We start from the raw sequence: 13,021 nt of genomic DNA, 5'->3' as shown, positions 1-13,021 counted from the left end.
CTTCGACAGGACGACTCCATGCGAACGCTCGACGATCTGCTCGAACCCCTGCTCGGCCTGGACGGGCGGCCGGCGCCGTTCGCCGGGCCGTTGCGTGACCTGCTGCGCGACGTCGTCACCCGCCTGGACACCCACCTCGACCAGCGGGCCGCGCAGGTGCCGACCGACCTCTACCTGCGGGGACAGGACCTGATCGGCCGGCTGCGCACCGTCTGCCGGGTGCCGGGCAGGCAGGTGCACCGGGCGGTGCAGGCCGAACTGGACGACGCGGCCAGCCCGCTGCGGGTGCCGCTGTGGAGCGCGCTCGGCGACCTGGCCGGGCGGCTGATCATCCTGCTGCACAGGGACGGCCCCCGGCAGCGGGAGGAGGCGGACGGCGACCTGGTGCTCGGCCTGGTCGGCGTGCTGCTCGGCCTGACGCACCCCGCCCCGCACCAGGAGTCCCGCAGGGAACCCCCGGCCGCTGTGGAGCCGGCCGAGCCCGTGGAGTCCGTGGAGCCCACGGCCCCCGTCGCGGCGCCCGTCGAGGAGACGGGCAGGAGGGGGCCCGGCGACCTGACCGTACGGCTGCGCGACGAGTACGACCGCCTCTACCAGGACAGCGTCGTCTACCTGGGCGAACCCGACGAGGCCCCGGAGACGGCCGAGGAGCTGTGGATCGGCCTGCACGTGGCCTGCCTGCGGCTGCCCGAGGCCATCGCCAGGTTCCAGCGCGAGCACTTCGCGCGGACCTTCGGCGGTGAGCCGGGCGAGGCCGTCGTCCCGGCGCTGCCGGCGATCGGCTTCCCCGGGCTCGGTGATCCCAAGGGGCCCGGCGGCGACCACTGGCGTTCGGCGAGGACCGAGAGGATGTACGACATCCTGGTGGAGATGTTCGCCGTCGCCGAGCTCGACCCCGGCGTCTACCACGGCCTCGACGAGATGGCGCGCGACGCCCAGGCCCCGATCAGGCTGGACGCCGAGACCCGGCGTCAGTACCGGGAGCGGGCGTGGACCAGGCTGCGGGAGCTCGACGAGCTGCAGCCGGGCAGCGACCTGGAGATCAGATACCTGGCCTGGGTCGACGAGGTCGTCTCCTCGTTCTTCCCGCTGCCGCTGCCCGTGCCGGACAGCTGGTGGGCCGAACGGTACCGGCGCTCCCGCGCCCTGGTGCTCGACGCGGTCAGGGCCGCGGGCGGCAAGGCCGACGTCCTGGACGGCAGGCCGTACGACAGGGCGTTGCGCGGCAGGCTCAGCGGAACCCAGATGATCATGCCGGTCGAGGAGGCCGACGCCGACCGGGTGCTGTGGACGTTGCGGCTGCCGTGGGAGTTCGGCGGCAGCGGCGAGCCCGGCCGGGTCGTCCACGGGGTACGGCGTCGCTGACGTGATGGCCGTTATGGCGGTTAGTGACCGTATCGGCGGGTAGGACCGCCACGTGGCACAGGGGGGATGGATCTCCCGCTGGCCGGTTGTCCGGCAGCTCAGGGGAGAAGACGGCAGGTCGCGCGCCGCCCGTTCGGCGCGCACCGACGCGCTGCGCCCCAGGACCGAGCTGGCCGACAGCGTCACCAGGTCCGTCTGCCCCTACTGCGCGGTCGGATGCGGCCAGCTCATCTACGTCAAGGACGGCCGCGTCACCCAGATCGAGGGCGACCCCGACTCGCCCATCTCGCGCGGCAGGCTCTGCCCTAAGGGCTCGGCGAGCAAACAGCTCGTCACCCACCCCGGCAGGCAGCGGCACGTGCTCTACCGGCGCCCCCACGGCACCGAATGGGAGCCGCTCGACCTCGAAACCGCGATGGACATGATCGCCGAGCGGGTGCTCCGTACCCGCCGGGAGACCTGGCAGCAGCAGGAGGAGGGCAGGACGGTCCGGCGCACCATGGGCATCGCCAGCCTGGGCGGGGCGACGCTGGACAACGAAGAGAACTACCTGATGAAGAAGCTCTACACCGCCCTCGGCGCGATCCAGGTCGAGAACCAGGCCCGTATTTGACACTCCTCGACCGTCCCCGGTCTGGGGACCAGCTTCGGGCGCGGCGGCGCGACGAATTTCCAGCAGGACCTCGTCAACGCCGACTGCATCGTCATCCAGGGCTCGAACATGGCCGAGTGCCATCCGGTCGGGTTCCAGTGGGTGGTCGAGGCCAAGGCGCGGGGCGCGAAGGTGTTCCACGTCGATCCGCGCTTCACCCGCACCAGCGCGCTGGCCGACCGGCACCTGCCGATCCGCGCGGGCGCCGACATCGTGCTGCTCGGCGCGCTGATCAACCACGTGCTGGTCAACGAGCTGGACTTCCGCGAGTACGTGCTGGCCTACACCAACGCCTCGGCGATCGTCTCCGAGGACTTCAGGGACACCGAGGACCTCGACGGGCTGTTCTCCGGCTTCGACCCCGACAGCCGTAAGTACGACCCGTCGAGCTGGTCCTACGAGGGAACCGAGGAGGAACCCGCCGCCGGGCTGCGCGGCGAGCAGCTCGAAGGCGGGGCCTACCACGCGGAGGTGGCCGGTCCCGACCAGTACGGCTCCGGCGGCGCGCGGGAACAGGCCAGGCCGCCCGCCGATCCGACGCTGCGCCACCCGCGCTGCGTCTACCAGATCCTCCGGCGTCACTTCGCCCGCTACACCCCGGAGCTGGTCGAACAGGTCTGCGGCGTCTCCAGGGAGGACTTCGCCGAACTGGCCGGGGCGATCACCGAGAACTCCGGCAGGGAACGCACCACCGCCTGGGTGTACGCGGTCGGCTGGACCCAGCACACCGTGGGCGCGCAGTACATCCGCACCGCCTCGATCCTGCAGCTACTGCTGGGCAACATGGGACGGCCGGGCGGCGGCATCATGGCTCTGCGCGGCCACGCGAGCATCCAGGGTTCGACGGACATCCCGACGCTGTTCAACATCCTGCCCGGCTACCTGCCGATGCCGAACGCCCACGGGCACGACACCCTCGACGACTACCTGCGGGGGGCCGGAGCGGAGACGGGCTTCTGGGGCAGGAAACGCTCCTACATGGTGAGCCTGCTCAAGGCGTGGTGGGGGGAGCACGCCACCCCGGACAACGACTTCTGCTTCGGTTACCTGCCCCGCCTGACCGGCGACCACGGCCACTACACGACCGTGATGGGGCAGATCGACGGCACCGTCAAGGGCTACTTCGTGGTGGGGGAGAACCCGGCCATCGGTTCCTCGGGAGGCAGGGCGCAGCGGCTCGGGCTGGCCAACCTCGACTGGCTGGTCGTGCGGGACCTGACCCTCGTCGAGACCGCCACGTTCTGGAAGGACGGCCCGGAACTGGCCACCGGGGAGATGCGCACCGAGGACATCGCGACCGAGGTGTTCTTCCTGCCCGCCGCCAGCCACGTCGAGAAGGAGGGCACCTTCACCAACACCCAGCGGCTGCTGCAGTGGCGGCACAAGGCACTCGACGCGCCGGAGGACTGCCGCAGCGAGCTGTGGTTCTACTACCACCTCGGCAAGCGGATCAAGGCCGCGCTGACCGGCGACGAGATCGACCGCCCGCTGCGCGAGCTGACCTGGGACTACCCGGAGGAGGGCGAGCGCGCCGAGCCGTCCGCGCCCGCCGTGCTGCGGGAGATCAACGGCACCGGCCCCGACGGGCGGACGCTGTCGGCCTACACCGAACTCAAGGCGGACGGCTCGACCCGGTGCGGCTGCTGGATCTACTGCGGCGTCTACGCCGACGAGGTCAACCAGGCCGCCCGGCGCAGACCGGGCGACGAGCAGAGCTGGGTGGCGCCCGAGTGGGGCTGGGCCTGGCCCGCCAACCGGCGCGTGCTCTACAACCGGGCCTCCGCCGACCCCGAGGGCCGCCCCTGGAGCGAACGCAAGGCCTACGTCTGGTGGGACGCGGAGAAGGGCGAGTGGACCGGCCACGATGTGCCGGACTTCGAGCCGGCCAAGCCGCCGAGCTATCTGCCGCCCGAGGGGGCCGTGGCTGAGGACGCCCTGGCCGGGACCGACCCGTTCATCATGCAGGCCGACGGCAAGGGCTGGCTGTTCGCCCCCGCCGGCCTGGCCGACGGGCCGCTGCCCACCCACTACGAGCCGCACGAGTCACCGCTGCCCAACCCCCTGTACGGCTGGCGGGCCAACCCCGCCCGCCGCGTCTACGACCGCCCGGAGAGCCCGTACAACCCGCCTGAGTCACCACGTTTCCCCTACGTCCTGACGACCTACCGGCTGACCGAGCACCACACGGCGGGCGCCATGAGCAGGCCGCTGCCCTACCTGGCCGAGTTGCAGCCGGCGCTGTTCTGCGAGGTCTCACCGGAACTGGCCGAACTGACCGGGTTGGTCAACGGCGGCTGGGCGACGATCGTGACGACCCGCACCGCGATCGAGGCCCGGGTCCTGGTCACCCGACGCGTCCGGCCGCTGCGGCTGCAGGGCCGTACGGTCCACCAGGTCGGCTTGCCGTACCACTGGGGATGGGGCGGGGGCGGGCTGGTGACCGGCGACGCCGCCAACGACCTGCTGCCCCTCGTGCTCGACCCGAACGTCTACATCCAGGAGGGCAAGGCCGTCACCTGCGACCTGAGGCCGGGCAGGCGCCCGACCGGCCCGGCGCTGCTCGAACTGATCAGAGAGTACCGCGACCGCTGAGCGGACGGGCGGCCTGACGACCCGGAGTGTGTTCCAGTGGCCCTGGACGCGTGACGGCATTCTCGATGATTTCCCGCAGCCGAGGTTGTATAGGAAAAGTATAGCGGTCCGCAGAATATTTCTTCCACTTAACCGGTTCGATGTGCCCGCGGCGGCGAGCTCATGCCATTAATGGAGGAACAATGACCGAACTCAACGTGCCCGCCGGTCTGGCTCCTGCGCAACGCGCCCAGATCAAGAGCCTCATTTGCGAGATCCTCGAGATCGACCCGGACGGGGTCACCGAAACCAGCCTGTTCAGCGAGGACCACGGCGCGGACTCCCTGCGGGCCATCGAGATCCTCGCGGCCCTTGAGCGCACCCTCAAGGTCAGCATCGACCAGGAGGAACTGGTCAGGATGACCAACCTTGAGGGCGTCTACACCGTCGTCACGGAGGCGTCCGCCCGATAACACCTCTGACGGCGACTGGACAGGAGGGCGTTGATGAGCGGACCGCGAACGGATAAACATTTCAGAAGACGGGTGGTCGTCACCGGTATCGGTGCGATCACCAGTATCGGCATCGGCGTGCAGGAATTCCTTTCTGGATTACGAGAAGGGCGTAGCGGGGTCAAACCCATCACCGCGTTCGACACGACCGGGTTCGAATACGCCAACGCATGCGAGGTCACCGATTTCGATCCGGCCGCGTCGATCGACCGTCTCGACCCGGCCGAGCTCGGCCGGGCCAGTCAGCTGTCGGTGGCGGCGGCGGGGATGGCCGTGCGGGACGCCGGCCTGCAGCCGCGGGAACTGCGCGCGCGACGCGCGCTGGTGTCGGTCGGCACTACCAACGGTGAGGGGCGGGACTTCGACAACCTGGCCGGACAGGGAATCGACCGCGGCCTCGACCGGCTCGATCCCGCGCTGAGCGGGCGCGTCGGTGCCGGCAGGCTCTCGTCGAGCATCGCGCGTGAGCTCGGCATGACCGACGTCGAGGCCGTCACTCTGCCCACCGCGTGCGCGGCGGGCAACTACGCGATCGGCCACGGCTTCGACGCCGTGCAGAGCGGCGACGTCGACGTCGCCTTGTGCGGCGGCGCGGACGCGCTGTGCCGCAAGACCTTCGCGGGCTTCTACCGCCTGGGGACGATCGCCCCCCAGGTCTGCCAGCCGTTCGACCGAGGCCGCAAGGGCATCCTGACCGGCGAGGGAGCGGGAATCCTCCTGCTGGAGAGCATGGAGTCGGCGCTGGCCCGCGGCGCGCGCATCTACGCGGAGATCCTCGGGTTCGGGCTGAACTGCGACGCCCACCACCCGGTCGCGCCCGACCGGGACAGCATCGCCGACTGCATGCGCCTGGCCCACCGGGACGCAGGAGTGAAGCCGGAGGAGATCGACTTCATCTCGGCGCACGGTACCGGGACGAAGGCCAACGACATCACCGAGGCGCGCGCCATCCACCAGGTGTTCGGCACCAGGCCGCCCGCCACCGTCTCGATCAAGTCGATGATCGGGCACTCGATGGGCGCGGCCAGCGCCCTCGCCGCGGCGGCGTGCGCGCTGGCCATCACCGAGGGCTTCATCCCGCCGACGATCAACCACGTCGAAACGGACCCGGAGTGCGCGCTGGACTGCGTGCCCAACCAGGCGCGCCCGGCGGAGCTGAACGTGGTGCAGAACAACGCGCTCGCCTTCGGGGGCAACAACGCCGTGCTCATCCTCGGCAAGTACCGGGGGGCGTGATGGTCGCCGTCTGCGGTGTCGGCGCGGTCGCCAGTGCCGGCGTCGACGTGGAGGAGATCTTTGCCTCGCTGTGCGGGGGCTGGGGAGCGGCGGCCGAGCCGCGCGGATTCGACCTGAGCAAGTACCGGACCAGGCTCGCCTTCGAGATCGACGACCGGCCCGAAGAGGGCGGTGACGTGCCGCTGCGCTCGTCCAGGTGGCTGGAGCACGTGGTGGGGGTCGCGGCCCGCGACGCGGGTCTGGGCGAGGACCTGCGTGACGTGCCGATCCTCGTGGGAACCACCCTGCGCGAGCTGCGCTCGGTCGAGTTGAGCTGGCGCGACGGCGTCGCCTTCGACACCGACGAGCTGCACTTCGGCACCGCGCTGCGCCGCCGCTTCAACGCCTCCCAGACCTTCACGGTCGCCAACGCCTGCGCGGCCTCGCTCTACGCGCTCGCGCTCGGCACCGATCTGCTGAACGCCGGCGCCGCCGACGCGGTGATCGTGGCGGGCGTCGACAACATCTCGGAGAGCACCTACGGCCTGCTCGACCGCTGCTATTCCGACCCGCCCGACGCCCTGCGCCCCTTCGACAAGGGACGCAGGGGCATGCTCCAGGGCGAGGGGGCGGCCGCGGTCGTCCTGCGCCGGGCATCGCAGGCCACCTCCGGGAAGGTGTACGGGCTGGTGCGCTCGGTCGCGGTGAACTGCGACGCCTACCACCCCTCCGCGCCCGACGCCAAGAGCATCGCCCTGGCGGTACGGCAGGCGCACGAGCGTGCGGGCCTGACCCCGGGCGACATCGACCTGCTGCTGCTCCACGGTACGGGGACGCCGCTGAACGACGAGGCCGAGGCGCGCAGCCTCGGCGAGGTCTTCGGCGAGGTCCGTCCTTCGCCCTGGATGACGGCGATCAAGTCGATGACCGGGCACACCGCGGGGGCCTCCGGCCTGCACAGCCTGCTCGTCGCGCTGGAGTCCATGCGGACCGGGGTCGTGCCGCCGGTGGTCGGCGTCACGGACGTCATGGACGAGATGGAGGGACTGCGCCTGGTCCGCGACCGGGCGGTGCGCGCCGCGGTGCGATTCGCCCAGGTGAACGCGTTCGGGTTCGGCGGCCTGAACGCGGTGGCCGTTGTGGAGAAGGCGGCGGACCGATGACGGTGATCACCGGTGTGGGAACCGCGATCGGCGGGGTGGCCCGGCCGGCGGACCTGTTGCTGACGACCACGACGCCGGGTGGAGAGGATCCGATCACCGGGCTGAGCGGGCGTGGCCTGCGGTACAAGGACCGGGCGACCAAGCTGGCGCTGTGCGCGGGCAGGGACGCCCTCACCGACGCCGGCCTGCTGCTCGATCCGGGCCTCGCGGTGCCGGGCGAGAGCATCGGTGTGGTGGTCAGCTCCAACTTCGGCAACGTGGACACGGTGTGCGCCACGGTGTCCACCATCGCCGAGCACGGTTACGGCGCCACCAGCCCCATGATGCTGCCCGCCACCGCGAGCAACGTGACGGCCTCGTGGCTGGCGATCTCGTTCGGACTGCGCGGGGTGAACCTGACCCTGTGCAACGGGCCCACCTCCGGCCTGGACGCGGTGTACTGGGCCGGGATGATGATCGACGCCGGGCGGGCGCGGCGGATGCTCGTGGTCGGCGTCGAACCGGTCAACGAGGTGGTGACCCACCTGGTCGGGCCGCTGTTCGACGGCGCCGCCGCGCTGGTGCTGGAGTCGGAGGAGGCCGCGCGCGAACGCGGAGCCGGGTCGCTGGCCCGGCTGGGCCGCTACGCCAGGCGGGAGACGCACGACGAGGCGGTCGGTCACGTACTGGAGCAGGCCGGACCCGTCGGTCTGTGGTGCCTGCCCGAACAGCCGCCCACGACGGAGGAGACGGCCGGAGCTGCGACCCATGACCTGACCGCGCTGCTCGGGCGCTGCTCGGGCGCGCTCGGCGTCGTGCAGTGCGTCGCCGGTGCCTCCTGGTTGAGCGCGGGTGGCGACGGCGCCGTACTGGCGAGCGTGAACGCCTCCGACGCCGCGGCGGCCACCGTGCTCACTCCGGCGCCCACCACGGCCGGGACCGGTCGATGACCCCCCGGGTCAGGTGCCGCCGCCCCGCCACCGTCGAACGACCGGTGCGTGTGCTGATGCTGTACGGGCTCGGCGGTGGCCCCTCGACGTGGAACCGGTTCGCGGAGCTGGCAGGCCCGGACCTGGAGCTGTGGGAGGCCGCCCTGCCGTGGTCGGCGGGCGACACCGGAGAGTGGAGCAGGCGGGGCGACACCACCTCGTGGGTCAGGGCGGCCATCGACGAGGCCGGCGCCGTCGACCTGGTCGTCGCGCACTCCTTCGCGGCCAACGTGCTGCTGGAGGTGCTCGCGCGCGACGGCGGACCGGCCGCCGTGCTCGTGTCGCCGTTCTACCGGGCCAGCCCGGCCGAGTTCGACTGGGCGACCATCGAGAGCTACCTCCATGGTTTCCACGGCATCCTCGACGACGGTCTGCGGGTCAGCTCGGAGGGCCGGCTGGCCGCCGGCGTCCGCCACGACATGGCGCTGAAACTGCGCGAGCGGCTCGGCCCGTACGGGTGGATGCGGTTCTTCGACGCCTACCTGCGCTCACCCATGCTGGACACCGCCGCCGTCACCGTACCCTGCCTGGTGATCAGCGGCGCCGACGACCCCGCGGCCCCGCCTCGGGACGGGCGGACGCTGGCCGAGGCGCTGCCACACGCCCGCTTCGAGATCCTGCCCGCAGGGCACCTGCCGATGATCGAACAGGCGCACCGATTCGCCGAGCTGATCGGTGAGTTCGCCGCGACACACCATCTGGAGAGCACGTGACCGTCACCCGCCTGGAGATCCGGCCCCGGTACGAAGGTGCGAACGTCGGCACCTGGATCGGCTTCAAGCACCTGAACTACCTGGTCGAGGAGGCGGTGCTCGAACACCTGCGCCGGTCGGGGATAAGAGCCACCGATCTCTACCACGATCACGGGCTGTGCGTCGACCTGGTCGACATCGACACCAGGATCCTGAGCGCGCTGCGCATCGACGACCTGGCGACCGCCGAGGTCACCGTTGCCGAGCCCGGGACGCTCACCTTCACCGTCGTCATCCGGCCCAACGCGGACCCCGGCGCGCCGAAGGCCGTCAGCGCCAAGGTCAAGGTGTCGCTACGGCACGACCCTCGCGGCGGCGCGGGCGAGATCCCGGCCGAACTGCGCCCGTACACGGTGGCTCGGCTCGGGGAGCAGGACAAGAGTGTGCAGGTGCCCGACGGCGCCGACCCGCTCGACGTCCTGACCGGCGGCCGCAACGCCTTCGCCTGGAAATGGCGGATTCCCTACTTCTACTGCCACTTCACCGAGCGCATGCAGATGTCCGGATATTTGCGAATTATGGAGGAGGTTGTGGACCTCTTCCTCGCCGACCGCGGTGTGTCGGTCAAACGACTGCTCGACGAGCAGGGATGGATCCCCGCCGTGCCGCACTCCAGGATCACGCTGCTGGACGAGGCGCTGATGGAGGAGGAGCTCTACACGGTCCTGACCGTCGAGGACGTCTTCAAACGGTTGACCTACACCTCGCGGATGGACTGCTACGTGCTCCGCGACGGCCTGCTCGTCCCCACCGCCACCGGCCGGATCACCCACGGATACGCCGAGCTCTCCGGCCGGTCCGAATGGGGCCTGGTGTCCTTCGACGACCGCCTCTCGGCCGCGCTCTCCGGCGCGTCGCGATGACGGACGTCCTGGTCACCGGCGTCGGCGCGGTCACCTGCCAGGGGTACGGTGCCGCGGTGCTGCGGGCGGCGATGGCCGGAGCCCTGCCCCCGGTTCCCGAGCGCATCCCCGACCCGGGGGCGAACCTGCGTCACCCGCTGATGCACCGGGTGCCCGACGCGGCGTTCGGCGACGGGCGGGCCGGCCGGCTGCTGAACTCGGCGGTGAGCGAGGCGCTCAGGGACGCGGGCCTGGAACGGCGCGACTGGCCCATGCGGATCGGCGTGGTCATCGGCTCGTGCATGGGCGAGGCCATGCTGCACGAGAGCGGCAGGAGCCGGGAGCCGGGCACCGGCTGGAACCCGACGTTCAGGCTCGCCTCGGAGGTGGGCGAGCGGCTCGGCGCGTTCGGTGTCAACGTGAGCATCAGCAACGCCTGCGCCGCGGGCGGGTTCGCGCTGAGCGTCGCCGCCGACATGGTTCGCGGCGGTGAGGCGGACGTGGTGATCGCGGGCGGGGTGGACGCCTACTCCAGGGTCGGCTGGGCGTCGTTCGACCGCCTCGGCGCGATCGATCCGGTCCGGTGCCGTCCCTTCGACCGGGACCGCCGGGGGACCGTGCTCGCCGAGGGCGCGGGAATCCTGGTCCTCGAATCGGCCGAGCACGCCTACGGGCGCGGGGCGGCCGTGTACGGCAGGGTGGCCGGGGCCGGCTGGAGCTGCGACGCGCACCACCTCACCGCGCCGGAACCCAGCGGGGAGCAGATCGTCCGCGCGATGCGGGAGGCGCTGGGCGAGTCAGGACGCCTGGGATGCGTCATCCCGCACGGCACCGGCACGCGGCTCAACGACCTGGTCGAGAGCCGCGCGCTGCGGACCGTCCTGGGCGAGCGGGCCGACAAGGTCCCCCTGTACAGCATCAAGGCGCTCCTCGGGCACACCGGCGGGGCGGCGGCCGCGCTCGGCGCGGTGGCGGCCGCCCTCATCCTCCGCTCCGGCACGGTGCCGCCGAACGTCGCGATCGGGGAGCAGGACCCGGAGTGCGAGGTGTACCTGCCGGTCGACGGCCCGGTCCGCCTCAGGACGCCGCGGATCATGGTCAACGCGTACGCCTTCGGCGGCAACAACGCCTCCTTCGTCCTGGAGGAGGCGGCATGACCGGGGAGATCAGGGACATCAGGGACATCAGGGGCATGGGGGACATGGGGGACATCGTCGTCACCGGTGTCGGGACGGTCGTGCCCGAGCGCCACGGCCCCTGGTTCGACGTGACCACGGAGCTCGGGCCGCGCGGGTACAAATACCTGCCGCCGGCCTCGCAGTACCTGCTCGCCGCCGCGCGGCGCGCCGTGACCGGCGGAGGCGGCCTCGAACACGTGCCCGCGCACCGGCGCGGCGCGGCGGTCGGCACGAACGGCGCACTGCGCGCCTACTTCGACGACGTCGACCGCGTGGTCACCACGGGACACTCCGACGACCTCAGCCCGGCGGGAGCCCCCTACTTCGCGATCAACGTGCTCAGCGGCCGCCTGGCCAGCGACCACCAGATCAAGGCGTTCAGCCTGACGCTCACCTCGCCGCGGGTGGCCGGGTTCGAGGCCGTCGAGATCGGGTTGAGGGCGCTGGCTGCGGGCCGGGCCGACGTGCTGATCGCCGCCGCCATGGAACACGGCCTGCCGCACCACGCGCCGGGACTGGCGGCCGAGCAGGGAGCGGTGGCCATGACCATGGAACCGCGCGCGCTGGCCGAGGAACGCGGCGCGCCCATCCTCGGATCCTGCTTCGCCAGGACCGCGTTCGCGCCCCCCGCTCTGATGACCACCTCCGCCGGGCGGCGCCAGCTGGCCGCGCAGATCGAGACCGCGGTGTCCCGGCTGGGCACCGGTGACGTCGTGGTCCGCCCGGTCCTCGACGACTCGGCGGTGAGCCGGGCCCTGGCCGGTGTCCTCGCCGCCACCGGCCTGACGGTGCGTCCCGCGCTCACCGCCGACGGCGGCTGCCTCGCCCCCCTTCTGCTGCTCGCCCGGCTGTTCGGCGCGGCCGAGAGGCGGCCCAGCCTGGTGATCACCGCGACCGCCGAGGGCAACTTCGCCTTCGGCGGGATGCGTCCCGTCCATTCGGCCCAGCCAACCGGGAGTCGGCAATGTTGACGTCACTCGACAAGAGCTGGGGCCTGGTCCTCGGCGTCTCCAGCGGAATCGGCCGGGCCTGCGCGCTGGCCATGGCCCAGCAGGGCATGAACGTCGTCGGGGTGCACTTCGACACCGCCGCGATGGACGAGTCCGTCACCCAGCTGAGGGAGAAGCTGTCCTCCTACGGGGTGCGGGTCCACTTCCACAACGCCAACGCGGCCCGTAAGACCGTGCGGCAGGAGATCGTCGCCGGGCTCGCGGAGCTGACCGACGGCGCCGGGCTGAGAGTCCTGCTGCACTCGCTGGCCTTCGGCACGCTGGTGCGTTACCTGCCCGCCGAGGAGGGCACGGCCGGGATCAGCGGACCGCAGCTTGAGATGACCATGGACGTGATGGCGAACAGCCTCGTGTACTGGGTCCAGGACCTGGCCGCCGCCGATCTGCTTCCCCCCGGCGCCAAGGTGTTCGCGATGACCAGCGCCGGGGCGGTCCAGCACCTGCCCAGCTACGGCGCGGTTTCGGCGGCCAAGTGCGCGCTGGAGGCGCACGTGCGTCAGCTGGCCTGCGAACTGGCGCCGAGAGGCGTCGCGGTGAACGCGCTGCGCGCCGGCGTCACGCTGACGCCCGCGCTCCGGCGGATCCCGGAACACCACGAGTTCAGCCGGAACAGCGCGCGGAACAACCCGCACCACCGGCTGACCGTCCCGGAGGACGTCGCCGAGGCGGTGGTGTTGCTGTCGAGCACCACCACCTCGTGGATCACCGGCAACACCATCGGCGTTGACGGGGCCGAACTGCTGGCCGCGGGCAGTTCGTGGGCCGGCGGCGAATCCGGGAGCTGAGGAGAGAA

The 13,021-nt window shown here is 71.5% G+C and carries 11 protein-coding genes; all 11 read left to right on the top strand.

Annotated elements, in window-relative coordinates; all coding sequences use genetic code 11:
• The first annotated feature begins 18 nt into the window (after window positions 1-18).
• The 11 genes from ACFOYY_RS33725 to ACFOYY_RS33675 all read left to right on the top strand — a co-directional run bounded on the left by ACFOYY_RS33725 (window position 19) and on the right by ACFOYY_RS33675 (window position 13,013).
• A complete protein-coding gene (locus tag ACFOYY_RS33725; RefSeq protein ID WP_352015747.1) occupies window positions 19-1,365 on the top strand; it encodes a hypothetical protein in 1,347 nt (448 codons plus the stop codon).
• Window positions 1,366-1,417: 52 nt separating this feature from the next.
• Complete coding sequence (gene fdh, locus ACFOYY_RS33720) at window positions 1,418-4,609, top strand: formate dehydrogenase (protein WP_386195144.1); 3,192 nt, start codon at window positions 1,418-1,420, stop codon at window positions 4,607-4,609.
• Between the two features lie 182 nt (window positions 4,610-4,791).
• Window positions 4,792-5,061 (top strand): acyl carrier protein, encoded by a 270-nt coding sequence (locus ACFOYY_RS33715; protein WP_352015745.1) that lies wholly within the window; start codon window positions 4,792-4,794, stop codon window positions 5,059-5,061.
• A gap of 33 nt (window positions 5,062-5,094) precedes the next feature.
• Window positions 5,095-6,336, top strand: a complete 1,242-nt coding sequence (locus tag ACFOYY_RS33710) for a beta-ketoacyl-[acyl-carrier-protein] synthase family protein (protein ID WP_352015744.1) — start codon at window positions 5,095-5,097, stop codon at window positions 6,334-6,336.
• Window positions 6,336-7,478 carry a beta-ketoacyl synthase N-terminal-like domain-containing protein gene (locus ACFOYY_RS33705; protein WP_386195142.1) on the top strand — a complete coding sequence of 381 codons (1,143 nt, stop codon included), beginning with the start codon at window positions 6,336-6,338 and terminating at the stop codon, window positions 7,476-7,478. Before ACFOYY_RS33710 ends, ACFOYY_RS33705 begins: the two co-directional genes overlap by 1 nt.
• Window positions 7,475-8,407 carry a beta-ketoacyl synthase N-terminal-like domain-containing protein gene (locus ACFOYY_RS33700; protein ID WP_386195140.1) on the top strand — a complete coding sequence of 311 codons (933 nt, stop codon included), beginning with the start codon at window positions 7,475-7,477 and terminating at the stop codon, window positions 8,405-8,407. The genes ACFOYY_RS33705 and ACFOYY_RS33700 overlap by 4 nt, the downstream gene beginning before the upstream one ends.
• On the top strand, window positions 8,404-9,159 hold the full coding sequence (locus tag ACFOYY_RS33695) for an alpha/beta fold hydrolase (RefSeq protein WP_386195138.1): 756 nt from the start codon (window positions 8,404-8,406) through the stop codon (window positions 9,157-9,159). The genes ACFOYY_RS33700 and ACFOYY_RS33695 overlap by 4 nt, the downstream gene beginning before the upstream one ends.
• The gene (locus ACFOYY_RS33690) at window positions 9,156-10,061 is read left to right on the top strand and encodes a thioesterase family protein (protein ID WP_352015740.1); all 906 of its coding nucleotides are present in this window, start codon (window positions 9,156-9,158) and stop codon (window positions 10,059-10,061) included. Before ACFOYY_RS33695 ends, ACFOYY_RS33690 begins: the two co-directional genes overlap by 4 nt.
• Window positions 10,058-11,197 (top strand): beta-ketoacyl-[acyl-carrier-protein] synthase family protein, encoded by a 1,140-nt coding sequence (locus ACFOYY_RS33685; protein ID WP_352015739.1) that lies wholly within the window; start codon window positions 10,058-10,060, stop codon window positions 11,195-11,197. The genes ACFOYY_RS33690 and ACFOYY_RS33685 overlap by 4 nt, the downstream gene beginning before the upstream one ends.
• Window positions 11,194-12,189 carry a beta-ketoacyl synthase N-terminal-like domain-containing protein gene (locus ACFOYY_RS33680; protein ID WP_386195135.1) on the top strand — a complete coding sequence of 332 codons (996 nt, stop codon included), beginning with the start codon at window positions 11,194-11,196 and terminating at the stop codon, window positions 12,187-12,189. Before ACFOYY_RS33685 ends, ACFOYY_RS33680 begins: the two co-directional genes overlap by 4 nt.
• Window positions 12,183-13,013 carry an SDR family oxidoreductase gene (locus ACFOYY_RS33675; protein ID WP_386195133.1) on the top strand — a complete coding sequence of 277 codons (831 nt, stop codon included), beginning with the start codon at window positions 12,183-12,185 and terminating at the stop codon, window positions 13,011-13,013. Before ACFOYY_RS33680 ends, ACFOYY_RS33675 begins: the two co-directional genes overlap by 7 nt.
• Window positions 13,014-13,021: the final 8 nt, after the last annotated feature.

The organism is Streptosporangium jomthongense (assembly GCF_042650425.1).
In the GTDB taxonomy this organism is placed as follows: Bacteria; Actinomycetota; Actinomycetes; order Streptosporangiales; family Streptosporangiaceae; genus Streptosporangium.
The sequence above is the reverse complement of the archived record's forward strand: the minus strand, read 5'-3'. Positions and strand labels throughout refer to the sequence as shown.

Bases quoted from the DNA above. Each gene is read 5' to 3' on its own strand.
- ACFOYY_RS33695 (WP_386195138.1), top strand. From the start codon at position 8,404: ATGACCCCCCGGGTCAGGTGCCGCCGCCCCGCCACCGTCGAACGACCG.
- ACFOYY_RS33715 (WP_352015745.1), top strand. From the start codon at position 4,792: ATGACCGAACTCAACGTGCCCGCCGGTCTGGCTCCTGCGCAACGCGCC.
- ACFOYY_RS33675 (WP_386195133.1), top strand. From the start codon at position 12,183: ATGTTGACGTCACTCGACAAGAGCTGGGGCCTGGTCCTCGGCGTCTCC.
- ACFOYY_RS33680 (WP_386195135.1), top strand. From the start codon at position 11,194: ATGACCGGGGAGATCAGGGACATCAGGGACATCAGGGGCATGGGGGAC.
- ACFOYY_RS33685 (WP_352015739.1), top strand. From the start codon at position 10,058: ATGACGGACGTCCTGGTCACCGGCGTCGGCGCGGTCACCTGCCAGGGG.
- ACFOYY_RS33710 (WP_352015744.1), top strand. From the start codon at position 5,095: ATGAGCGGACCGCGAACGGATAAACATTTCAGAAGACGGGTGGTCGTC.
- ACFOYY_RS33705 (WP_386195142.1), top strand. From the start codon at position 6,336: ATGGTCGCCGTCTGCGGTGTCGGCGCGGTCGCCAGTGCCGGCGTCGAC.
- ACFOYY_RS33725 (WP_352015747.1), top strand. From the start codon at position 19: ATGCGAACGCTCGACGATCTGCTCGAACCCCTGCTCGGCCTGGACGGG.
- ACFOYY_RS33700 (WP_386195140.1), top strand. From the start codon at position 7,475: ATGACGGTGATCACCGGTGTGGGAACCGCGATCGGCGGGGTGGCCCGG.